Source organism: Sporomusa sp. KB1 (assembly GCF_007830295.1).
GTDB lineage: Bacteria > Bacillota > Negativicutes > Sporomusales > Sporomusaceae > Sporomusa.
This window is the reverse complement of the sequence record NZ_VLKC01000002.1, coordinates 2,301,546-2,323,876: the sequence shown is the minus strand read 5'-3', so window position 1 is coordinate 2,323,876 and position 22,331 is coordinate 2,301,546. Positions and strand designations below refer to the sequence as shown.

Below are 22,331 nucleotides of genomic sequence, written 5' to 3'. Positions count from 1 at the left end.
AATCGTTTTCCGGTCTTTGCACAATAATATTTTTTAAGTTATACCATCACGGTAATTTTCCATAATGCGAATAAAATCTTCTCTGCTGGTTGCCTGGTTAAATCTTAGCCTTAGTTCGGCTGATTTGGGCAGGCCTTTGGTGTACCAGGCGGCATGACTGCGCATTTCGCGGATGCCGATGTATTCCCCTTTGTGTTCAACAAGCAGGTCGAGATGTCTAAGCAGCATGTCGATCCGCTCATTTAGTTCAGGTGATGGCAGAATTTCGCCTGTTGCAAGGTACTGGGCAACTTGACGGAATATCCAGGGATTCCCCTGGGCTCCCCGCCCTATCATTATGCCATCACAGCCAGTTTCAGTCAACATACGCTTGGCATCTTGCGGTGTACGGATATCGCCATTACCAATGACAGGAATGTGAACAGCCGCTTTTACTTCCCTGATAATATTCCAATCTGCAGAGCCAGAATAAAATTGTTCCCGGGTACGCCCATGAACACTGACAGCTGCCGCTCCGGCTTGCTCTGCCAGCTTGGCAATCTCTACAGCATTCACTGATTTTTCGTCCCAACCCTTACGAAACTTTACAGTAACTGGAACATCGCCTGCCGCAGTCACTACAGCAGCAATAATCTGGTGTGCAAGCTCAGGTTTTCGCATCAACGCTGAGCCCTCACCATTTTTAACAATTTTAAGTGTCGGACAGCCCATGTTAATGTCAATAATATCGGCCCCGGCGGCAGCAACAATTTTGGCCGCCCGCCCCATACTTTCGGGCTCTGAACCAAAAATCTGCAAAGCCACTGGCCGCTCTTGCTCTTCGATTGCCAACATTTTTTTTGTATGGACATTATCATAAATTAGTCCTTTATCGCTTACCATCTCAGAGTACACTAAGCCACAGCCCATCTCTTTAGCCAGCAAACGAAAGGGCAAATCAGTAACCCCGGCCATCGGGGCCAGAATAACCGGATTTGCCAGTAAAATTTTACCGATATGCATAGGTCCCTCCTCGGCAAGTAAAAGAAAAGCGGCCATAATTGACCGCCTCGCGAACTACACCTATAAAAATTCTAACGATTACGTTCGTGAATAAGCCTAAGACCATCTAATGTCAAAAAGGTGTCTACTTTATCAATCGTATGCGACTCCTGGGCAATCAGATTAGCCAAACCACCTGTAGCCACAACAATAGCCTCCTGAGACAGTTCGGCACGCATCCGGCGAACAATCTCATCTACTTGTCCCACAAACCCGTAAATAATACCTGACTGCATACTGCTTATCGTGTTACGACAAATAACAGTCTTAGGCTTAATAAGCTCGATACGGGGCAATTTAGCCGCCTGTTGGAACAAAGCCTCGGTGGAAATCCAAATACCGGGTGCAATGGCCCCGCCCAAATAGTCACCATTTTCAGCTAAAGCACAAAACGTCGTAGCAGTACCAAAATCAACAATAATAAGCGGCCCGCCATATTTGTCATACGCTGCAATGGCATTAACAATCCGGTCTGCGCCCACTTCACGCGGATTTTCATATTTTATACAAATACCAGTCTTAATCCCTGGCCCTACGACAAGCGGTTCAACATTAAAATATCGCTGACACATTCTAGTTAAAGGCACAACAAGTGGTGGCACAACGGAAGAAATCACGATAGCTTCCACGTCCTCCATCTTCAGGCCGCGATAAGTAAACAGATTGTAAATCAGCACACCATATTCATCACCGGTCTTTTGCTTATCTGTTGAAACCCGCCAATGATAACGAAGCTCATCATCCTCGTAAACTCCTAAAACGATATTGGTATTGCCAACATCAAATACTAACAACATTAAAAAAATCCCCCTGTATGAACTACCTGGCTGCAACTAACGTGAAACAGCCTTGCTCCTTAATCGCTATAATTGTACCTAAAAGCAAGGGAGTTGTAAATATACCCCTCCTAGTAATTCCTTGACCGCTACCTGAATACAACAGGACTGATAGACACATCACCTGCTAATACCCGTTCAATACCCTGTGGTGTCTTTACTAACAGCGCACCATCGGCATCAATATCTATGGCCACACCACTGAAGCTGCGATCAAATCCCCGAACATCCACTTGACGTCCCAGCGTAATTGATTCTTTGCGCCAAGCCGCAAGCACTGGCGCAAAACCGGACTTCTTGACAAGTTTATACACATTTTCTAATTCAGCCAGGATGGCTGTCAATAACTTCACCCGCGAAATTGAGCGGCCGGTTGCAACCGACAGTGAGGCCGCTATCGGCGCAAGCTCGCTCGGGAAATGCTCAATAGAGACGTTAATCCCCATACCGATAACCACATAATTGATAACATCGATTTCGGCGCTCATTTCAGTAAGAATCCCCACAACCTTGCGATTATTCCACAAGATATCATTAGGCCACTTAATGCCGCAGTCTACACCTGTCACCGCATTGATAGCGCGATTTACACCGATAGCGCGATTTACACCGATAGCTGCCATCAGCGTACATTTGGCAGCATCCATGGGACCAAACGGTGGCCGCAGCACGACAGACAGCCAAATCCCCTGGCCAAAAGGTGAAAACCAGCCCCTGGCAAGACGTCCGCGGCCAGCAGCCTGGGTTTCAGCCACAACGATGGTCCCTTCCGGGCAACCGTTTGCGGCTAGCTTTTTAGCTTCATTGTTGGTTGAATCCACTTCACTGAAATAGTGAATTTCCTGCCCGAGCACTGCGCTGGTTAGCTGTGCTCTAATCTCAGCAGGTAACAATCTGTCGGTGTTTTGCCGCAGCGCATAACCAAGCCGTGAATGGGCTTCAATGTCATAACCAGACTGTTTCAATGCCCGAATATGCTTCCACACTGCCGTTCGTGAGACGTTTAGGTTGCGCGAAATTTCCTCTCCAGAGATATATTGGCCTGCATTATGCTTGAGTAATTCAAGTATAGCTGTCCGCAATGTTTAATCCCCCAAAATGTTTATTGTTATCCTAAACAATGAACTTTTTTCATGCCTGTAGCCTGACAACAATTTCTTTAATCAAATTATAGATATGTTCCGCTAACGGCACCGGCAGCGCCCCTGTTCCACAGCTAGGCGTCCAAATTATATTTTGGCGCAAAACAATGCTGTCAATGCCTCGATTAGCCAGTTCTGTGCATTGATGTTCAAACCGCGCCAGGATGGATTCCGGTGTTTCCTGCCACGCTTCATCAGAAGTTGGTACAAGTCCCCAAGCCAGCTTCCCACCCCGACTCAAATATCCTGCCAAACCCTCTGCCTGTAACGCCATACCTGTAAAGTAATGATAGGCATCAAAACTTATTACATCAACTGGTAATTCAAACAAAATGGACCAATCAATACCGGCACAGGCATGCACCCCTACTTTGACATCTTCGGCATGCAAAGCCTCTATAATAGTGGCCAAGCCAGCCGAAGCCACTTCCTTGGTCAACGTAATATAGCTAGATGACCCTATGAGGAATAAAGACGGATCATCAATAAAAATCATTACTGGTAACCCAAGGGTTTTGAGACGTCTGGCCTCAAATACGGCCTCAACAGCCAAGCACTTTATCAAGATATCTCGCAGTGTTTCATCATAAAAACAAGCCCGTCCCCGCTCATCTTTAATCTGTAGTCCCACTGTCAAAGGTCCGCTAACATGCCCCTTCACACCTTCTGCTTGCGGAAAATAACTAGCGAAGTTACTCAAAAAATACTCCATACCAGCAAAGGCTTCCCCTGTCAGCGCAAACGTCTGTGTGGCAGCAGGCTGTTCCTCGATAAATTCCAAATATTTTTCATAAAAGTTCGCTGCTTTCGTATCCCAATCAGCTTCCTGGCGGCAAAATACAGGGTCTTTTAATGGTTGAACCGTTAATACTCCTAGTTTAATGAGCGGCTGTACATATTGCACAAGAAAGCCCTGTTCCGGAATCTTGGTCGGCAGCTGTGGCCAGTGCGGCCAATGCGGCATCGCCGCGGCAATTAGCTTGATTGCTGCCAATTCATCCTGATACGGCAAACTGCCAAGCCCCGTAGCCCGGCATGGTTTTATCCAATCCATAATTTCTCCCCCCTGTTCTTTACTTTCTATTCAACAACATCGCTGTGATTATTGCGGTTAGTGGTATCGCGCAAATAAGACCGATACTGCCAGTTAGCGCCCGGGCAAACTCGGTTACAATCATGTTTAAGTTTAGTATTTTTAGCATAGGCGCATTCTGTTGAGAAGCAATAAGCAGCATGAGCGGCAAAGAACTGCCCGCATAGGCTAGAATTAGGGTATTGGACATGGTACCCATGATATCCCGTCCGACATTCATGCCCGCCTGGACCAGTTCTTTAAAACTGATGGCCGGTTGGACATATTTCACTTCATACACCGCCGAAGCAATAGAGATGGTGACATCCATAACAGCCCCCAGGGCGCCAAAAACCATGCCAGCAAAAAGCACTCCTTGAAAATCAATCTGCGATAGTACCGCTGCTTTTAGCAACATAGCCTCTTCCGAATCTAAGCCGGTCAAATGCATAACTTTAATGGACAACATTGATAACAGGCCAGCTACGGCCACCCCACCGATAGTACCCAATACAGCAGCCAATGTCTTTTTGGAAAAGCCGCTTACCACAAGCTGTGTAGCCACAGCAATAATAGCCGCTACTACCAGTGTTAGCAGTGTCAGACTGTATTGGTTATTCATCACTTGGCCAATAAAAAACTTAAAAATCACCAGCATAGAAAATGCAATGACCAACACCGACTTGGCCCCGATGAAACGGCCAAATACCACCAGTACCAATACAAATAACCCAACCAATAGATATACATAATCAAAACGGTCAAAATCGCTGACATGATAATTAATTTTACCAAAATCATGGGTGACTGCGACAATAACCTTATCGCCGGCTTTGACTCTGATTTCATACGGGGAACGTTCTGATACAAAGTTGAATGTATCCACAACTTTGCCAGTCTCTGGACCACTGGTCAACTGAATAGTGACCAGTTCGCCCTTACCCATCTGATACTGTTTCTGCATAGACTGATCAAATGGTCCAACAAATATCACAACACCCTTTTCATACTCCACAGGCGAAACGGCTGGCGCAGCCTGTAAAATGCTGGGGAGCAATAACATAGTAATCATAGTAATAAGAACTAATAAAAGCAGCTTTTTCAAATTAGCCCTCCAGTCTAATTTTAAATAACAATAACAGCAGGGAATATCCCCCTGCTGTTATTTGACATCAATAGCGTTATTCAGCCAAACCAAAACTATAGACAATTTTGGGTCCCGTTTCGGTATCTGGATCAGTTTGTGCCGTAACTGGTGGTATATCAGCAGGCGGCGAATTATCATCACTATCATTTTGCTTTTTAGTTATTTTTCCTTGGTTAAGCAGTTGCGCTAATTCCTCACCTTCGAGGGTTTCACGTTCTAAAAGAGCCTCGGCAACTAGATGCAGCTTATCAATATTATCTCTAAGCATCTCTTCGGTTTTAGCATAGGCCGCATCAATCAACCGCCTAACTTCCTTATCAATTGAAGAAGCTACTTCTTCGCTATAATTGCGATCACGGGAAATATCCCGTCCCAGGAAAACTTGTTGTTCCTGGCGGCGACCAAAGGTAATCGGACCTAAAACTTCACTCATACCGTACTCGGTAATCATCTTACGTGTCAAATCAGTAGCACGTTCCAAATCATTTTGCGCGCCAGTGCTGATTTCACCCAATACAACAGCCTCAGCAACGCGCCCACCAAGGAGTGTATTAAGTTGCTCTAAAAGCTCAGTCTTGGTAGCATAGTAACGGTCTTCCTTCGGCAGCATCAGTGTATAACCGCCTGCCCGTCCGCGAGGAATAATAGATACTTTATGCACAGGATCAGTATGGGTAAGCATCATGCCAACAAGAGCATGACCAGCTTCATGATAAGCAGTCAGCCTTTTTTCTTTATCACTAATGACCTTAGATTTGCGTTCAGGTCCTGCTACGACCCGCTCAACGGCTTCTTCCATTTCCGGCATTTCAATACGCCGTTTACTGCGTCTAGCTGCTAATAACGCTGCTTCGTTAACCAGGTTGCTTAAGTCAGCGCCAGTAAAACCAGGGGTGCGCCGCGCCAAAACATCCAGATCAACATTCTCGCCGACAGGCTTGCCTTTGGTATGCACCTTAAGTATTTCCTGACGACCTTTGACATCAGGACGATCAACCACAATCTGGCGGTCAAACCGCCCAGGACGCAAGAGTGCCGGGTCAAGAATATCAGGGCGGTTGGTGGCAGCAATAATAATAATGCCTTCATTAACCCCAAAACCATCCATTTCAACAAGCAGCTGGTTTAGAGTCTGTTCACGCTCGTCATGACCACCGCCCAGACCTGCGCCCCGCTGGCGGCCAACAGCATCAATTTCGTCAATAAACACAATACAGGGAGCACTTTTCTTAGCTTGTTCAAACAAGTCCCGCACCCTGGACGCACCAACACCGACAAACATTTCCACAAAGTCGGAACCACTAATACTAAAGAAGGGTACACCCGCTTCACCGGCTACTGCACGAGCTAGTAACGTTTTACCTGTGCCTGGCGGCCCAAATAAGAGTACACCTTTAGGGATACGCGCCCCTAAATCATTGAATTTCTTGGGATGCTTTAAGAATTCAACGACCTCTTCCAGATCCTGCTTGGCTTCATCAGCTCCAGCCACATCACTAAATGTGACCTTAGTCTTATCCTCACCATGCAGTTTAGCCCGGGATTTACCAAAAGACATAACCCGGTTACCGCCACCTTGTGTCTGCTGCATGATAAAAAACCACACACCAATTAACAAGAGAATTGGCAAAATAGATGAAAAAATTGTTGTCCACCACGGTGGCTGCGGCGGCTGTTCCGCCTTAATATCAACACCTTTTTCCCTAAGCTGGTTGATTAGCGTCGGATCGTTTGGAGTAATGGTAGAGAACTCCTGACCATCCTGTAGTTTGCCGCGAATAGTATTGTCGACAATGGTTACCCGCTCAACCTTTTGCTCTTCAACTTGTTTCAGGAATTGAGTGTAACTAACTTCCTGCTTGGGTGTCGTCCGTGATGAATAGTAGTCGATTATCGATATGGCTATAATGATAATCAACAAGTAAAAACTGACATTTCGAAAAAACTTGTTCAACAAGTAGCCCTCCTCTCGCTGGACCACACAAACGGCATTAGAGACCTGTTACCATTCATATCGCATAATTATAGCATACTAAATAAAAATTGACAATTAAGGAAAAACATTTATCCCTCGTACGTTTCTGGTTTTAGTACCCCGATAAAAGGGAAGTTGCGATATTTTTCCGCAAAGTCTAGTCCATAGCCAACAACAAAGTAGTCAGGAATAGTAAAACCATTGTAAGCAATCGGCACCTCCACCTTCCGGCGATCAGGCTTATTTAAGAGCGTACAGATCTTAATACTGGCTGGTTTACGGGACCACAAATTTTCCATGAGATAGTTTAACGTCAACCCTGAGTCAATAATGTCTTCTACGATAAGCACATGCTTATTCTCCACATCCTCATCAAGATCCTTTAAAATCCTAACAACGCCGCTTGAGGAAGTAGTAGAGCCATAGCTCGATACAGCCATAAAGTCAATGGCTACCGGCAACTTGATAGCCCGAGCCAAATCAGCCATAAAGATTACCGCGCCCCGCAAAACACCAATCATCAATATTTCTTTGCCTGCATAATCTTGGGTAATTGCTTCGCCCAATTCTTTAATCCGGCTAGCCACATCTGTCTCACTAAATAATATCTTCTCCAGATCATCCATCATATTATTACTCATATTCAAAATTCCTCCTGTTTAGTAATGGTAAGCTGCAAGATTTTTTTCGTAGTTTCAGTAATCCGGGCATGCTCACTTTGGCGATAACCGGCAACCCAGATAATTTCTTGTTGGTCAGCAACAATGGGAACATAGTCCCGCACCGCTTCTGGAACCTTATAATCAATAAAGAAATTTTTGAGTTTTTTGCTGCCATTAAGTCCTGCTGGACGAAATCTATCCCCAGGCACTCTTGACCGCACAATGAGCGGCAAGGTCAACTTTACAAAATCAAAGACTGCACTATTTTTTCCTTTTTTTAGCGGCAATGCTGTCACCAGCTCTGCCACTATTGTACTGCTACCAATAGTGGTACTACCAGGTATCACAACCGTTACTGGTTCAAGCTTTTTTGTACGCACAGGCTTAGATTGATACAAAGCGCCATTCTCCACCACAAGACCTGCATATGTTTTTCTGGCAATAAAACCGCCAGGTAAGGTCAACAAAGAACCTACTGTGCCGAAAAGTGCCATAGTAAGTAATTTTTCCACATGCTCAAAGCTTATTCCTGTCAGGGCACCACGTTTTTTCTCAATTGCCTGCCTGATTAACTCTCGCTGCAAGGCTGTGGGTAACGCGGCTAATCCCTGGCTTTCAATAGCTACGCAGTCGCCCGCTATCGCCACTTTGCCCCATAGCTTGGCAGCTTCCCCGCGAATATAGTCGTGTTCATCACCTGCCAACGAAGCCAACCGCCAGATGGCCTCCCGAATGGCCGGATTGTAACTTTTCTCCAAAACAGGCAATAGCTCTAATCTAATCCGATTCCTCCGATACTCTGTCGTAAAATTTGAGCTGTCACGCCGTGGCTGCAACCCCTGTTCCTCACAATAAGCCTCAATCTCCGGACGACTGACCGCAAGCAGTGGGCGCATAACATCACCGTTTAAAGGTTTCATCCCCCTAAGCCCACCACTACCTGCCCCGCGCAAGAAATTAAGCAGTACGGTTTCCACTTGGTCATCGCGGTGATGGCCTGTAGCAATCTGTGCACCGCCCCACGCGGCGGCAATACTGCGCAAGCACTGATATCTAAGTAGCCGCGCGGCCTCCTCCTGTGATGATATTTTATTAGCCTTACTATAGGCTGATACATCGATAGCCGTAACGAAACACTTTAATCCAAGGCTAGTTGAAAAAGCCTCAACAAATTCGGCTTCCTCGGGCGCTTCCGGGCGCAGCATGTGATTTACATGGGCCACAGCCAAACTAAAACCATGCTCGTCTTTCAGCCTATGTAGAATGTGAACCAGGGCCAGCGAATCCGGCCCACCCGAACAGGCGGCCAAAATTCGACCGCCTGGCTTAACGAGCCGGTAGTTGTTAATCCATGTTTTTACCTTATCAAGCATTTTTACTATCCCCGGCTTCCTACTTGTGTTAGTCTTTGTTGGCATTTTAGTTTTTCATTCGCGCCGCAAAGCGAAATCTCCTGCCTTAATTAACCATTATCCCTATACCTAGCAAAAAAGGAACAGGGCGTATTCGCCCTGTAATTCAGTGCTCTTGACCTTTGTTAATGCAGAATCGATAGTTCACTGTCGATTTTGATAGTCTGTCGCAGCTTAGTCTGCCGATATTTTAATAAATCAATAAAAGCTTCCAGTCTTGTCATAACACCAGCCTCACCAGTCTGCTCATCATAGGCAAGCGTAAGTACTGGCATGTCTATGTCTTGACTAACCTTGGGCAAAATATTCTTGGCTACCACTTCCGGCATACAGGTAAATGGATAGACCTGAATAATTCCATCAAAACCTTGTTGCTTTTTTAAAATAGTATACGCAATACTTTTCAGACCGTGCCCGCCAACATAGTGACCAAGATAAGGTGCCGCTATAGTCGACAGCTTTTTATAAAGTTCCAAATAGCTTTGCCGGCGCAACAAATGTCCTTTAACATAATCGCTTAAAAGCAATGTCTTCGAGACCTCAACCCCCATGTCACCAAGGCGGCGCTCCAGATTCTGATTGACAAAAGGTTCAAGCATTACATATATCTCCCCCACAATAGCAACCCGCAGGGGATTTAACGGTTGCACTACCCTTACCGCCTGTAATTTTTGCAACAAATCTTCCCGCAAGCCCTTGAGCGCCAGGCAGCTTTCTGCTAGATCAATCTCCCTGACAGCCTGTTCCCATAGTAGATTTACGGAACCGCGTACAGACTCACCAGCCCTGAGACGATTAGCCTCGCAACTAATATCATCCAAAAGATTCATCTTAGCACCCGCCAGTTGAAATGCCTTATATAGTTGGTGCCAGCTTGTATGGGGAGCAACAAACTTTAGCTGCCGGTAAGATTCTATCAAGTTAGGCTCCACTGTAATCATCCTGAACTGATAGCCTAACTGTTCCAAAATTCTTTTTTGAATAACCCCATAATAGCCAAGACGGCAAGGGCCGTCGCCGCCACAAGTTACCAACGTATCGGCTCCTTGCTCCAGGGCCTCAATAAAGTTGCCTAAGGTCAGCTTAAATGGCAGACATACCGTTTCAGGCGATACCCTTGTCCCAAGCTCCATCGTGTGTTTCGTAATGGGCGGCGGCACCAAAACCTGACATCCCAGCTGAGTAAATAATGCTTTTAAGACAATACTCAGCGTTCCCATATGGGGAAAAGTTACAATCATGTATTTTGCCTCCGCTTAACCATGTCGCTAAAGGCCTCCAGCCGTGTAATTAAACCGGCCTCTGCCGTATGCTCATCAAGTGACAGCTGCAGGCAGGGAATATTTAGCTGGCTGGCTTGTTGCCGAATAAGTTCCCCTACCAACGCATCTGGTCCACATGCAAAGCAGGTCATGAAAATAATGCCGCTTAAGGAGCGGCTCCCTGACATGAGTGCCATAGCCGCACCAGCAAGCGTATGACTATTAGACCAAAAAATTTTTTTCTCCAGTTTTGCCGCAGCACGGTTAATTTCTTCGGGTTCCACCATTTCCGGAGTAACAACCTGCATCCCTAGTCTGCTGAGTTTTTTCAAAGTATCAAGACTAACCTGGCGATCATAGATGATATAGGGGTGACCAATAAGAGCAAGCCGTGGACGCCCATCATAAGCCCATCCCACAGGCTGTGTTCGTGCCCGGTACTGCCACGCCCTAAACCAGGCATACAGACTTGCGACTACACCGCAGCCAAACAACTGTCCGATTGTAACAATAGCTTGGTACAACGGCCTGCTTTTTTTCCGCATATCGATATTTGTATCAATAATGGGCGGCAGCTGACCCACATTATTTCTCAGCACATCAGGCATGCCAATAATCTTCGGACAAGTGTACTGCCCCTGCCGAATGCTAACAATTCGCGGCAAAAACAAATAGTCTACCTTATCACGCAACTGATAGGCATGGCCGAAAAAAACCTTTGCCGGCAGACACATCTCATCAAGAACACTCCCACAATCAAGTGTATGCCGCGAGGTTTCACCAGATAGTACCACTTCAGCTCCTAATTCAGACAAAAACCGTTCCCATACAGTTCCATACTGGAAATGTAATAACCCTTGCGGCACTCCCACACGCAGGCTCATATTCTCAGACCTGTACATAAGGCTGCCGGCAGTATAATCAGATATATTTTCAAGTTAATCAACTCCTTGACGTCAATCAAAACTGCAATTACTTTGTTTCTGCTGCATAGTAGTTGCCACTTAGACCCATCTGCAATTCCTAGTATGGCACAATGTTTCAGAATTATGCATCAGTAGCTTGCATAATACTGTATAATATAATAAGCAACTAGCCCAAATACCTACGAAAGGACTGAATTTACCTATGTCTATTCGGCAAACTGAGATATTTTTTGTTAAGCTATTGCTCTTATTGCTAGTCCTTTGTGCTGTTCCGTTTCCCACCTTTGCGATAAAACCTATCAATGTGGCCGTTTTACCGCCAATTAACACAGCCAACTTTCGTTATCTGGATGATATTCATGTAATACAAAGCACCATAATAAAACCTTTCAAGTACCCCTATTATTCATTGCTCCCTGCTGATACAGTGCAAAAAGCTGCCAAAACCTATTTGGCTGAACATAAAACTTCCCGCCTAACTGATGAAAAAGTCTTGGCCAAACTTGCGGCTAATTTATCTGCCGACCTTGTCGTTGTTGTTGAATTGTCGCAAGTCCGGCAGGACAGAATGCATACCTTTTGGTTTGATGAAACATATATTGAATCTGATATTGTGTTGAAATGTTACGCTTACTCTTCCCTATTAGACAGATTTGACATGATTAAAGTAGTTAAATACGATAGAGAGTCAGAAAGCATTGACACAAATATAGATATAATTTTTAAAGATCTTACAGAGCAAATGTTAGTAAAGTTACCTTATAAACGCATTCCGCTTGCAGGCTTTGAGAAGCCAGACCCGTTCACTGCTAATTTGCAGTGAACTCGTTTCAGCATAGCTGAAACATTGGAGATTCAGTTGGAGAGTCTACTCCACCTGAATTAACGCCGCCTATAGAGGCGGGAGTCTTGACTCGTATCCAAGATAAAGAAGAGGCTGTCGCACTAAGACAAAATCTTCCATAAATAATGGCTTAATTATATAAAATGAAACTATAAATAATAGGAAAAGTGGTATAAATAGCGATTTAAAAGCTAAATTTATACCACTTTTTCAGTATTATCATTAATTTTAAGGGCTGTGGATAACTTAAAAAGTATTTTGCGACAGCCCCTTCTTTTCCATAGTTATTGAACAATTCCTGGCCTGTCTGTTACCCTGGCTACCAGCACAGCCATATCATCCTTTGCTATACCGCCAGATAAGTGAATGGCCTGCCGTAACAGCCTATCAGCAATATCTTGCGGACGTTCACTGCCTGTGCGACGCAGGAAATTAGCTACCCAGCAGTCGTTATCAGTACCATGGACAGCATCTGTAACACCATCACTCACCATAATCACAATATCACCTGGAGCCAATACGCGTCTAACAGGCTCAATTTCGACATGCTCTAATATCCCTATAGGTGGCGATACCGGGTTAATTGTCGTCACCTCCCGGACTCGTTTAATATAACTGGGAGCCGAACCGACCTTCAAGAACTCAGTTTTGCCGGTAAATGTGTCGACTACTGCCATATCAACAGTAGCAAAGGTATCACCTGGCATTTTTATCAGCAACATCGAATTAACCATCTTTACAGCCGTATCTACATCAAAGCCTGCTGCCAATAATCGCTGCAAAAAGCTAACAGCCTGACCACTACTGTTAGCGGCGGCTTCACCACTACCCATTCCATCACTCAAAATAAGTGCTGTTCGACCCCGACTGACTGACTGAACCACACAGGTATCGCCAGAAACCTGGCTTTCAGCTTTGGCGGCTGTCGCCATACCAGTTTCCACATGATACCGTTCATCCAGTTCCATAGTTAGTTTACAATTTTTATGCCGAATTTTATTGCCACAGTCGGCATGTAATATCATTTTCTCCTGTAACAAATTGGACGTTACCGGCAATATCGTATTGATACATTCCCGTGTCCCATCACAGGCCGTTTTTTGTGCTGCTACCATAACCTTGCCTTGTTCACTAATTACCTGTACTGCGCTAAGCGGACACCCTAGCTCAGCAGCCTGGTCTGCCAGCATCTCAGCAACCTCCCTGTCTGTCTGTGGCCCCCTTTTCAGTTCTTGTACCAGATTGCCAATAATTACTCCTGTTGCTTGCAGTTGCTCTACAGCCGTCTGACGGCACTCTGCTATTTTTTTGTGCCAATACCAATGGGTCTGGTTGGTTTCTGCGGCCTGATTAATAAGTTCAAATAGCACTTGCCGGTTAACACACGAGCTTTTGATGATATCAGGTATTGTCCCATTTCTAAGTTTCCCAGCTTCAGCTAAGGCTAGCATATCCAGCATAGCTTGATATGTTAGATAAAAATTCTGGTCCCAGCACTCACTTCTCCGTACACAGGGGCCGCAAATCCGTTCTCCAACAGCTGTAAGCAGGTGCGCTAATTGTCCCTCTTTAATTTTTTCATTATAAGCAGCCGCTTCCTCGTCACTGTCAGCACTGCAGGTTTTGGCTAAATCACCAAAAATACAGGAAATATTATTCAGTTTTCCTACAGCTGCATAAATCATTTGCTGGGCAACCTTACCCTCATCTACCTCATCAAGACATTTTTCCCGCCACTGGCTCAGTTTCGCAGCAGGTACCAACATAAAGACTGCTCCGGCAACTGTTACCTCGATCAGAACCAACAACAACTGACTTGGTTGTCCCAAATATAGCACAGCGATGGCACTCCCAAGCATAAACCCAAGCAGCACTGCCGGTTTTCCCAGTTCCCGGAATACCCCGCCAATCATTCCTGCCACAGCATACATAGCAATGGCCGTGGCCGCATCACCATCACTTAACCCAATAACCAGTCCGGTAATCACCCCCACTGCAGCACCCACACCCGAACCACCGCTAAAGGCCAGCGTCATAGCAATAAGTGAGCCTGCAATATTGCGTAAACTATAGTCATATATCGTTAAACTGCCCAACCCAGCAACCGCTATGGCCAGCATAATTGTGCCACCAAGCAGATTTTCAGACTCGATCTGCTGTTCCTTTGTATTGGTAAGAAATAACGGCACACCATAACGAAAAATAAAAGCCACTATCATACATAATGTTGCATCCAAAACCACCAGCAACATACCGTATAAACTTAAATCCCGCCACGGCATAAGTGCTGCACCGCTTAAAAACATGCACCCAAACAAAAACAACGGCACAGCCTGTATTTTTTTCTCATACCGCGTCAGCTTGTCTGATAAACGCCAATATAAAAGTATTGATAGCAGATATATGATCGCCTCCTGGTAAAAACCTGCACTCAACACACCGACCAAAGCCCAAATCCCAACAGCCGCTGCCCGCTCTCTGGCCAAACTGGCAACAGCAGCAAAGAGCGCTAGCCCGAATGGAGCCATCTCACCCAGTAACGATACCCGCCCAAGCAGGAGTGCCAGGATATGCAGCGGCAAATTGTTCTGATAAACCAGATCCTTTCCTCTGGTCCTCACCCAATCAAAAAATTCCTGAAAAACCGGCTTCTCCTCTTGCCTCAATTCCGCTGACGGCCTCATCGGTGGTGCCTGAAGAATTTCTTCAGGCAGAGTAATAACAGATACTTTTGGCATGGTTCTTCACCCCTGTAAAAAAGTGTTTTACGCCCAATTAAGATTTTACATAAATTACCATCAAGAGGTTTGTCTATTTACGCCACCGATATAATAAAATAATCTGACATAAATTCAATACAAATGCCAAAAAACCACCTGGCTACTCATCGCCAGGTGGTTCCTGCTTATATTATCATTAATTATTCCATTTTTTGTCGATAAAGACAACTCACTACGACTACGCCCTAATACGCAACTCCACCAGCACCGGCGCCACCGCCAGCACCGCCGCGACCGCCACTGCCGCCACGTTTAGAATCAGTACTGCGCTTCAAATCAGACTGACGCTCGTCACTGTCTTTTAAAAACTTACTCAGCTTATCCTCAAATGTCAAACTATTAACTCTATTAGAACGACGGAAATCGTTGGTATGCGGTTTTCTTGGCGCAGGAGGTTGCAGTTGCTTAATAGAAAGGCCGATTTTACCGCGATCATCTACTGATAAGACCTTAACTTTAACCTTGTCCTGCTCTTTTAAAAAATCCTTAACATCGCGGACGTATACGTCAGCAACCTCGGAGATGTGAATTAAACCTACCTTTCCACCCGGCAACTCGACAAAAGCGCCAAAGTTAGTTATGCCGGTCACAACTCCCTCAACAACACTGCCAACTTCAATGGACATACTAATCAAATTTCCTCCTTAAAATCTCTCGTACTTTTTTTATTTATTTTTGGAACCCGCAATCCATATTATACTCTTGCCAATGAAAATGTGTCAAGAATGACGTTTACCGGGAAGGAATATAGGGCACTTCTCCCGGCTTTACCAAACCTAACTGTTCGCGGGCCACCTTTTCAATATAGGCAGCTGTACTTAGCTTCTCTTTTTCTGCAGTCAGAGTATTATTGATCTCAACCGCATTAGTCATGCGGGCATTCACTAGCTGAGATTCTTGACGAATTTTAGAAAGCTCAGTTTGTTGACCAATAAAGACATAGCAAAAGTATCCGACCATAACCGCAATACATAATCGAAACCAGCTAAATTGTCTTGATGTCCTGCATTTTTTGTTCATACACATCACCATATTCCTTGATTATTATTATATTCGCTCTTTATATAACAAATCCTCTTAGTGCTGGAAATTTATATAAATAATTCTGATCACTAGTCATGGTGGCAGTATTTCCTCGGGTGGCGGCGGTGGCGGCGGTGGCGACCGCCATCTTTTGTACCAGTCTTTATACTTCCTTCCCATAATTTTAACGGGGGAAAAAAACAGTCGCAGAATAACAACCAACGGCCTGATAAAAATAAAAGCAACTATTCTTTTAGCCATATGTAAAACTTTGGCCGTGAGTTTAAACAAGCTTATAACAAGCTTCATAACATGGCGGCTGGCTAGACGGTAATAAAAAAATAGTCCGGCAAATAACGCAATTACCACATATAATCGGAGTTCCCCCCAGTTGCTAATAAGTAGTGCTGCAAATGCAATTGCCGCTGCAAGCAGGCAATAAATTAAATCTGTAACTGAGGTTATTAACAAGGGCGGCCGGAACCGCCATCGCAATATCCTATAGGTATCAAAAAGTACGCCGAGAATTATGCCAGTAGCCATGATAACCCAAAACGTCTTAACCTGCGTCGAAAACTCCATCTTCTCACCCCCTGACTGGTGTACTGAGTATTATCTTTTCACCATGACAACAGGACAAGAGGTATTGAACTTTATCGCCAGTGGAACCCCCGGTACCGCCGAAATAAATTTCTGCCCAATAACAATAGCGCAAAGGCAGTCATCACGCTGCTCCAACCCAGCACCTGCGCGACCTTTATCCAGTTTTCAGCTGTTAACCCCGTTGGCGGTAATCGTCCGCTTAGCTGATACCAATAGTCAACTACTCTTGCCACATATTCAGTTGTCTCAGCATAGGGCGGAATTCCGCCATACCTATCAACAGCTCCCGGCCCGGCATTATAGGCTGCTACTGCCCATTCTGTGTGGCTCTCATAGCGTTTAGCCAGTTGACTTAAATAGCAAGCACCAATCGCAATATTAAGTTCGGGATTATAAAAACAATTACTGCCACATTCCCCTTCATGGCGGCCGCTGCAAACTAACGCCTGGCGATTGACCAACCGCCAGGTACCTGGCATAACCTGCATAAGTCCATAAGCCCCAGCCTTAGACAGTGCCCGGGGGTCGAACGAACTCTCGGCCTTAATTACAGCAGCAATAAGCCCTGGACTAACCCCATACTTTGTGCCAGCCTGGTTAATGATCGCCGCATAAGGCAGGTCTTTCACTTCTTGTGGGCTCGCTGCTTCTGCTGTAAATCTTACATATAGAGCGCCACGGCTATAGTCGACCAGAATGCTTGCCAGACTAAATGCCACAACCTGAACTACAAATACAGACAGCAAGAACAGCCACAGCGACAATGCCCGGCTGCGCACTTTACTTCAAAAACCGTTCCAGCAGACCTTTTTTCTGACGTGACTCTTCTTCGTAGTACATGCCCTTGATTGCTCCTTCTATAATAATGTTACCTTGCTCCAGATTGAGCTGCTTAATATTAAGGCTTTCGCCTTTAATGATCAATACACCCTTCTCGGTTTCCATGACAATTTCTTTTTCATCATAGCTGCCCAGGCTAACAACCCCATCCACATTGAGTTCCTCCCTGTCAACCAGCGTTAACTGATGCCGCCATTTAGGAGTCTTGTTATCTATCGGCATAAACTTCTCCCTCCTAGCCAATGCTATTTCAAATCAAGTTATGTATATGCCGCAAAGCAGAGTAATAGTACAACGATTGCCCTAGCATCTTTTTCGAAACTGCAAAAGTGGTATCGTATTTTTCACCTGCTATTGTTTCCTGGGTGCTTGTCTGGAGTTTCGGATCACCATAATGCTTGCAGGCACGAAGCCAATTTTGCCTGCAAAACGGCGGCATTTTATGCCGCCGCTACGCTTGGTTATGGCTTTTTACTACAGCCTGTTTAACTTATACCAGCATACCTATGCTAACAGTGCCTGCCGCCCGACTGTTAATTCCAACGTTTTTCTACTTGTACCCCTTTGAAGTAATAGGTAACAATTTCTTCCGGCTTCTTACCATCTTTGGCCATCCGGTTTGCTCCCCATTGAGACATGCCGACACCATGGCCATAGCCCTTACCTACAAAGGTTACACTTTCCTCGCTTACCATAACCTTATCTAGCAGCATTGACTTTAGTTTTGTGCTGTCTAATGCCACTCTAAGCTCCGGTCCGGATACCTCAACTTCTTTATTAATCATAAGTACTGTCGCCCGCCCTGACGGACCCTTTTGAGTAATTTCTACGCTGCTGATATCATTTACTTTTTTCCCCATTTTAGCCATTGCACTTATGACATCTTCTTTAGAAAAAGCAACTGTCCAATTTTTTACGTCTTCAGGCGCCAGGTCGTCCGGCGACTGCACTGACTGGATATATGCCGGCTCGGCATCCCGGTAGTTAAGCCCTTCTTTTGCTGTTGCGGTAATGCCGCCTGCTGATGCGTGGAACCAACCTTTTATGGGTTTACCCTGGTAAGTTATAATCATGCCGCGCGTCATTTCCACAGCCTTTTTGACATTGTCATTGACAGCCTTGGCATTATACGCTTGGAATTCCTTAATATCTGTGGAAGCCTGGGTGCCACGCTCAGGAACACCGCCTTTGGTTTCTATGGCCTCCACCGTAAAAGTACGGGCAATAATGGCTTGCGCCGCCAGGGCTTCTACCGGCCACTCGGTTTTCATCTCTCCGGCCACTACTCCGGCAAGATATTCTTCCATCTTCATGGTTTTCTTTTCGCCTGTTTCATGCATAAACACAGTAATCTCTGGTTCATTTTGCCGGACTGCCTGCTTCTGATCCAATGGGGCCTGAGGCATTTCTGGCTTTTTCTGTGGTTGATTATTACAACCAAGGAGCGCCATGCACAAAAATACCAGTAACACTAAATAACCAATACTCTTCCTATTCATCCTAAGCCACCTCACTAAACATTTTCTTTTGCATACTTTTATTATTATGGCAATTGGATGTCAGTTACATGCATTTCAGAACCTTTTGCGGTTATGGAGCTTGACCTTGATAACTATAAAGCGTACAATGATACATGGATAATAGTAATAAAGTAAGACGCAACGCGTCGCGCCGATATTGCAAGCCCATTTCGCAATGAACGCGCGCGTTTTTTTATCCAGATAAAAAACAGTACTCCCCCCGGAAAATATTGCTAACGCCCCATTAACGTGGCACTAACCATCTTTTGCGGGCAAAAAAACAATTATATTGAGGTTAATGACGAGGTGATCACTTTGTCGTCTATAAATAAACCAGTAAAAATCTTATTAGTCTCAGCATCTGTCGGTGATGGACATACCCAAGCCGCCCTAGCCATCAAAGCAGCTATAGAAAACCACGCGCCAGCCACCACCGTGCAAGTGGTTGATTTTATGGCAGGTGAAAACTCATATCTTAATACGCTAGTAAAAGACGTTTACCTCAAACTTATCGATATTTTCCCTGATATGTATGACCTCTTATACCGCTTTTCACAAATGCCGCCAGGAAGTAAAGTCCAAAGCCTTATGGCTATATCCATGAAGCGTAGTATGCTTACGCTGATTAATACCCACCGTCCGGATGCCATAATCTGTACCCATCCCTTTCCCTGTGGTGCTGCGGCCTACCTTAAACGTACCCACAGAATTACTCAGCCTCTTATTGGTGTTATTACCGATTTTGCCATTCACCGTTTCTGGCGTTATAACGAAACAGATATGTATTTTGTCGCTACCCCGGAACTCAAAGAAAAATTAGCAACCCAAGGCATTAGCCTACCGCGCATTCACGCCACTGGCATACCTGTTAATCCCAAATTCAGCTATATTCCTGAGCAAGCCGAATTAGCTATTCTTCGCCAGCAGCTAGGTTTTTCCAATAATCAGCCGATATTACTCATCATGGGCGGAGGATTAGGATTAGGCGATCTTGAACAAGCGGTACTAGCCCTTGATACTTTGTTATTACCCTTTAACCTAGTGGTGGTAGCCGGACGCAATGCAAACCTGCGCCGTAGGCTTTTAGCCAAGACATACTCTTGTGCCCACCCGCTCAAAGTATTTGGCTATACCCGGCATGTTCCCGAACTTATGTCAGTTGCCGATCTCCTAATTACTAAACCAGGAGCCCTTACCATCAGTGAAGCTCTTTCCATGAGACTGCCCCAACTCTTATATCAGGCCATCCCCGGTCATGAAGAAGAAAATGCTGCTTATTTGACCCGGAAAGGGGCGGCACAGTGGGCCCATAACAGCCAGACTCTCGCTACCACTGTCCAAACACTCCTTACAAACCCGGCGCAGCTTGACTATATGCGTGAAATGGCTGCCTTAATTGCTCATCCAACAGCTTCCCAAACAATTGCCACCACCCTCTGGCAGGAGCTGTTTCAAACCGATACTGCACTATCACGCTGACTTATCAGCGTGCCGCTTCTTTTAACCGCCTTTTCTGTCAGCGGCACACATAACAAGTCGTAAAACCGGTTCTTTTGACACTATGTCAAAAGAGCCGGTTTCTTATAAAAGGCGTTTTTGCTTTATTTGGCGAATAAGTACATAACAGCTCAAGGAGGTGTTTTTCCATGTCAAACACGGAAGCAGAACTGAAATTGCGGCTAGCTGATCCAACCTGCCTGAATACCCTACTCAATTCCTCTGTGTTAAAGGAACTGTCAACTCAGCCAGTCTACAAACAACTGCTTGATACCACCTATTATGATACTCCTGATCAGCGATTACTGAAATCACGCCTGTCTTACCGCTTACGGTTAGCAGACAGCAAGTGGACAGCCACAGTTAAAGCTGATGGTACGAGTGACGGCGGACTTCACCAGCGCGCTGAATATAATATGGATGTAGCCACCCCGCTCCCCACCCTCATGCCTTTTATGCTTACCGATATCGGCGCCCGGCTAACCGCGGCGGTGGGAGAAATGCCACTCGAACCAATTTTCCGTACCCGGTTTGAACGCCACATACTGAATCTTACTGCCCCAGACGGCAGCAAGATTGAATTGGCGTTAGATGATGGTGAGATTTTAGCTGGTGATAAACAACAGAAGTTACTGGAGCTTGAACTGGAATTAAAGGCCGGACAGCCGCAAGCCTTGATTTGGCTGGGAGCGGCTTTAGCTGAAGAGTTTCCGCTATTACCAGAGCAAGATAGCAAGCTATACCGGGCAGCTATGTTGTCTGGTATAGCTGATGGACTTGGACAAGATAACGCGCTCCCTTCTCCCTTGAAAAAATCCAGTGGATCCCGGCCAGCTCATCAAGTACTCGGCCAAATGATTATCTATAACCTGCATGCAATAATCAGAGCGCAACAAGCTTATTTAATCAATCCTGATGGTATAGAAGAAGTACACGATTTCCGCGTAGCTTTTCGTAGACTACGCGCCCTGGTACAGCTTGTCAAGCCGCTGCTGCCAAACGAGGAATATACCGCTTGGCAAACCAAACTCACTACCTGGAGTTATAAGCTGGCCCAGGTTCGCGATCTTGATGTATTTAGTCTAACCTGGAACGAAATAACTTGTGCTGTAACAACTATACTTCCCCATCAAGCAAGCAAACCTGCTTTGACAGCCTTAATTGCTGACAAATGCCAATCAGCAAGAGCCAACCTCTATACCGAAATTGCCACTGGTCAATGCACACCTGTATTATTGGGTTTATGGTCGTTTATCGAAAATTGCCCCGCCCAAGCTGCCACTGAGCCGCAGCCAACCTGTAAAAAGTTTGTCCTGGAACGCTTAACCTACTGGCTTGCCCGCTTTCTCAAGCAAGGCGATGAGTTGGATATTAATGACCTGAGTGCCGCCCACGAGCTGCGAATTGCCAGCAAGCGCCTACGGTATACACTGGAATCGCTGGCGCCTATCCTGCCTGACAATACCCGCTTACTTGCCAAACGGTTGGAACAACTACAAGATCTGTTAGGCCAAATTCAGGACACTGCCTTTACTCCACAGCTGTTGCAAGAGCTTGTCAAAGCCTCCGCCAGCCGCCTCACCCACCATGATGCCGGCCTGATCACCGGTTGGCAATTAGCCAGAGCAACCGCCGCCATGGAGAGCTGGGATACAGCTTGGGCTAAAGTAAAAAAAGCAGCAGCAAAAGCAAAAAAACTAAAAACACTCGAGAATACTGACAGTAACAAAAGAAGTCCTGAGCTATAAG

General features: G+C 45.5%; 20 protein-coding genes. 3 read left to right on the top strand and 17 right to left on the bottom strand.

What is annotated here, in order from left to right; all coding sequences use genetic code 11:
• Nucleotides 1–33 precede the first annotated feature (33 nt).
• The 10 genes from dusB to SALPA_RS14350 form a co-directional block, all read right to left on the bottom strand.
• Nucleotides 34–1,002 carry a tRNA dihydrouridine synthase DusB gene (gene dusB / locus SALPA_RS14395; protein WP_145095323.1) on the bottom strand — a complete coding sequence of 323 codons (969 nt, stop codon included), beginning with the start codon at nucleotides 1,000–1,002 and terminating at the stop codon, nucleotides 34–36.
• A 71-nt stretch (nucleotides 1,003–1,073) separates the two neighbouring features.
• Nucleotides 1,074–1,838: a type III pantothenate kinase gene (locus SALPA_RS14390; RefSeq protein ID WP_145095320.1), complete on the bottom strand. Its 765-nt coding sequence runs from the start codon at nucleotides 1,836–1,838 to the stop codon at nucleotides 1,074–1,076.
• Nucleotides 1,839–1,966: 128 nt separating this feature from the next.
• Nucleotides 1,967–2,959: a biotin--[acetyl-CoA-carboxylase] ligase gene (locus SALPA_RS14385; protein WP_145095317.1), complete on the bottom strand. Its 993-nt coding sequence runs from the start codon at nucleotides 2,957–2,959 to the stop codon at nucleotides 1,967–1,969.
• A 49-nt stretch (nucleotides 2,960–3,008) separates the two neighbouring features.
• Nucleotides 3,009–4,073, bottom strand: coding sequence for a hypothetical protein (locus SALPA_RS14380; RefSeq protein ID WP_145095315.1), 1,065 nt, complete (start codon nucleotides 4,071–4,073; stop codon nucleotides 3,009–3,011).
• 19 nt (nucleotides 4,074–4,092) lie between these two features.
• Nucleotides 4,093–5,196 (bottom strand): YibE/F family protein, encoded by a 1,104-nt coding sequence (locus SALPA_RS14375; RefSeq protein ID WP_255451209.1) that lies wholly within the window; start codon nucleotides 5,194–5,196, stop codon nucleotides 4,093–4,095.
• A 76-nt stretch (nucleotides 5,197–5,272) separates the two neighbouring features.
• Complete coding sequence (gene ftsH / locus SALPA_RS14370) at nucleotides 5,273–7,192, bottom strand: ATP-dependent zinc metalloprotease FtsH (RefSeq protein ID WP_145095312.1); 1,920 nt, start codon at nucleotides 7,190–7,192, stop codon at nucleotides 5,273–5,275.
• Between the two features lie 110 nt (nucleotides 7,193–7,302).
• Nucleotides 7,303–7,854 (bottom strand): hypoxanthine phosphoribosyltransferase, encoded by a 552-nt coding sequence (gene hpt, locus SALPA_RS14365; RefSeq protein WP_370516707.1) that lies wholly within the window; start codon nucleotides 7,852–7,854, stop codon nucleotides 7,303–7,305.
• 2 nt (nucleotides 7,855–7,856) lie between these two features.
• Nucleotides 7,857–9,293, bottom strand: a complete 1,437-nt coding sequence (gene tilS / locus SALPA_RS14360) for a tRNA lysidine(34) synthetase TilS (protein ID WP_255451208.1) — start codon at nucleotides 9,291–9,293, stop codon at nucleotides 7,857–7,859.
• Between the two features lie 119 nt (nucleotides 9,294–9,412).
• Nucleotides 9,413–10,528, bottom strand: a complete 1,116-nt coding sequence (locus SALPA_RS14355) for an acyl-CoA dehydratase activase-related protein (RefSeq protein ID WP_145095306.1) — start codon at nucleotides 10,526–10,528, stop codon at nucleotides 9,413–9,415.
• On the bottom strand, nucleotides 10,525–11,433 hold the full coding sequence (locus tag SALPA_RS14350; protein WP_145095304.1) for an acyl-CoA dehydratase activase-related protein: 909 nt from the start codon (nucleotides 11,431–11,433) through the stop codon (nucleotides 10,525–10,527). The genes SALPA_RS14355 and SALPA_RS14350 overlap by 4 nt, the downstream gene beginning before the upstream one ends.
• Nucleotides 11,434–11,677: 244 nt before the next feature.
• Here SALPA_RS14350 and SALPA_RS14345 point away from each other — a divergent pair, with 244 nt between their 5' ends.
• Nucleotides 11,678–12,298, top strand: coding sequence for a hypothetical protein (locus SALPA_RS14345; protein ID WP_145095301.1), 621 nt, complete (start codon nucleotides 11,678–11,680; stop codon nucleotides 12,296–12,298).
• Between the two features lie 305 nt (nucleotides 12,299–12,603).
• On the opposite strand, the gene spoIIE is transcribed toward SALPA_RS14345, so the two are convergent.
• From spoIIE to SALPA_RS14310, 7 genes are all read right to left on the bottom strand, one after another.
• Complete coding sequence (spoIIE, locus tag SALPA_RS14340; RefSeq protein WP_145095298.1) at nucleotides 12,604–15,057, bottom strand: stage II sporulation protein E; 2,454 nt, start codon at nucleotides 15,055–15,057, stop codon at nucleotides 12,604–12,606.
• 227 nt (nucleotides 15,058–15,284) lie between these two features.
• Nucleotides 15,285–15,725, bottom strand: a complete 441-nt coding sequence (locus SALPA_RS14335) for a S1 RNA-binding domain-containing protein (protein WP_145095295.1) — start codon at nucleotides 15,723–15,725, stop codon at nucleotides 15,285–15,287.
• Between the two features lie 106 nt (nucleotides 15,726–15,831).
• Nucleotides 15,832–16,119: a septum formation initiator family protein gene (locus SALPA_RS14330; protein WP_255451207.1), complete on the bottom strand. Its 288-nt coding sequence runs from the start codon at nucleotides 16,117–16,119 to the stop codon at nucleotides 15,832–15,834.
• Nucleotides 16,120–16,215: 96 nt separating this feature from the next.
• The gene (gene yabQ, locus SALPA_RS14325) at nucleotides 16,216–16,704 is read right to left on the bottom strand and encodes a spore cortex biosynthesis protein YabQ (RefSeq protein ID WP_145095292.1); all 489 of its coding nucleotides are present in this window, start codon (nucleotides 16,702–16,704) and stop codon (nucleotides 16,216–16,218) included.
• Between the two features lie 71 nt (nucleotides 16,705–16,775).
• Complete coding sequence (locus SALPA_RS14320; protein ID WP_145095288.1) at nucleotides 16,776–17,504, bottom strand: lytic transglycosylase domain-containing protein; 729 nt, start codon at nucleotides 17,502–17,504, stop codon at nucleotides 16,776–16,778.
• A 1-nt stretch (nucleotide 17,505) separates the two neighbouring features.
• Nucleotides 17,506–17,787 (bottom strand): sporulation protein YabP, encoded by a 282-nt coding sequence (yabP, locus tag SALPA_RS14315; RefSeq protein WP_145095286.1) that lies wholly within the window; start codon nucleotides 17,785–17,787, stop codon nucleotides 17,506–17,508.
• A 311-nt stretch (nucleotides 17,788–18,098) separates the two neighbouring features.
• Nucleotides 18,099–19,064 (bottom strand): SpoIID/LytB domain-containing protein, encoded by a 966-nt coding sequence (locus SALPA_RS14310; protein ID WP_145095283.1) that lies wholly within the window; start codon nucleotides 19,062–19,064, stop codon nucleotides 18,099–18,101.
• Between the two features lie 336 nt (nucleotides 19,065–19,400).
• Between SALPA_RS14310 and SALPA_RS14305 the strand changes: the two genes are divergently transcribed.
• Together SALPA_RS14305 and SALPA_RS14300 are read left to right on the top strand one after the other, a co-directional pair.
• Entirely contained in the window at nucleotides 19,401–20,564 is a 1,164-nt protein-coding gene (locus tag SALPA_RS14305) for a glycosyltransferase (protein WP_145095280.1), read from the top strand.
• A 167-nt stretch (nucleotides 20,565–20,731) separates the two neighbouring features.
• Nucleotides 20,732–22,330, top strand: coding sequence for a CYTH and CHAD domain-containing protein (locus tag SALPA_RS14300; RefSeq protein WP_145095277.1), 1,599 nt, complete (start codon nucleotides 20,732–20,734; stop codon nucleotides 22,328–22,330).
• The last annotated feature ends 1 nt before the right edge of the window (nucleotide 22,331 follow it).

Bases quoted from the DNA above. Each gene is read 5' to 3' on its own strand.
- dusB (WP_145095323.1), bottom strand. From the start codon at position 1,002: ATGCATATCGGTAAAATTTTACTGGCAAATCCGGTTATTCTGGCCCCG.
- SALPA_RS14390 (WP_145095320.1), bottom strand. From the start codon at position 1,838: ATGTTGTTAGTATTTGATGTTGGCAATACCAATATCGTTTTAGGAGTT.
- SALPA_RS14380 (WP_145095315.1), bottom strand. From the start codon at position 4,073: ATGGATTGGATAAAACCATGCCGGGCTACGGGGCTTGGCAGTTTGCCG.
- hpt (WP_370516707.1), bottom strand. From the start codon at position 7,854: ATGAGTAATAATATGATGGATGATCTGGAGAAGATATTATTTAGTGAG.
- tilS (WP_255451208.1), bottom strand. From the start codon at position 9,293: ATGCCAACAAAGACTAACACAAGTAGGAAGCCGGGGATAGTAAAAATG.
- SALPA_RS14355 (WP_145095306.1), bottom strand. From the start codon at position 10,528: ATGATTGTAACTTTTCCCCATATGGGAACGCTGAGTATTGTCTTAAAA.
- SALPA_RS14350 (WP_145095304.1), bottom strand. From the start codon at position 11,433: ATGAGCCTGCGTGTGGGAGTGCCGCAAGGGTTATTACATTTCCAGTAT.
- SALPA_RS14345 (WP_145095301.1), top strand. From the start codon at position 11,678: ATGTCTATTCGGCAAACTGAGATATTTTTTGTTAAGCTATTGCTCTTA.
- spoIIE (WP_145095298.1), bottom strand. From the start codon at position 15,057: ATGCCAAAAGTATCTGTTATTACTCTGCCTGAAGAAATTCTTCAGGCA.
- SALPA_RS14335 (WP_145095295.1), bottom strand. From the start codon at position 15,725: ATGTCCATTGAAGTTGGCAGTGTTGTTGAGGGAGTTGTGACCGGCATA.
- SALPA_RS14330 (WP_255451207.1), bottom strand. From the start codon at position 16,119: ATGAACAAAAAATGCAGGACATCAAGACAATTTAGCTGGTTTCGATTA.
- yabQ (WP_145095292.1), bottom strand. From the start codon at position 16,704: ATGGAGTTTTCGACGCAGGTTAAGACGTTTTGGGTTATCATGGCTACT.
- yabP (WP_145095286.1), bottom strand. From the start codon at position 17,787: ATGCCGATAGATAACAAGACTCCTAAATGGCGGCATCAGTTAACGCTG.
- SALPA_RS14310 (WP_145095283.1), bottom strand. From the start codon at position 19,064: ATGAATAGGAAGAGTATTGGTTATTTAGTGTTACTGGTATTTTTGTGC.
- SALPA_RS14300 (WP_145095277.1), top strand. From the start codon at position 20,732: ATGTCAAACACGGAAGCAGAACTGAAATTGCGGCTAGCTGATCCAACC.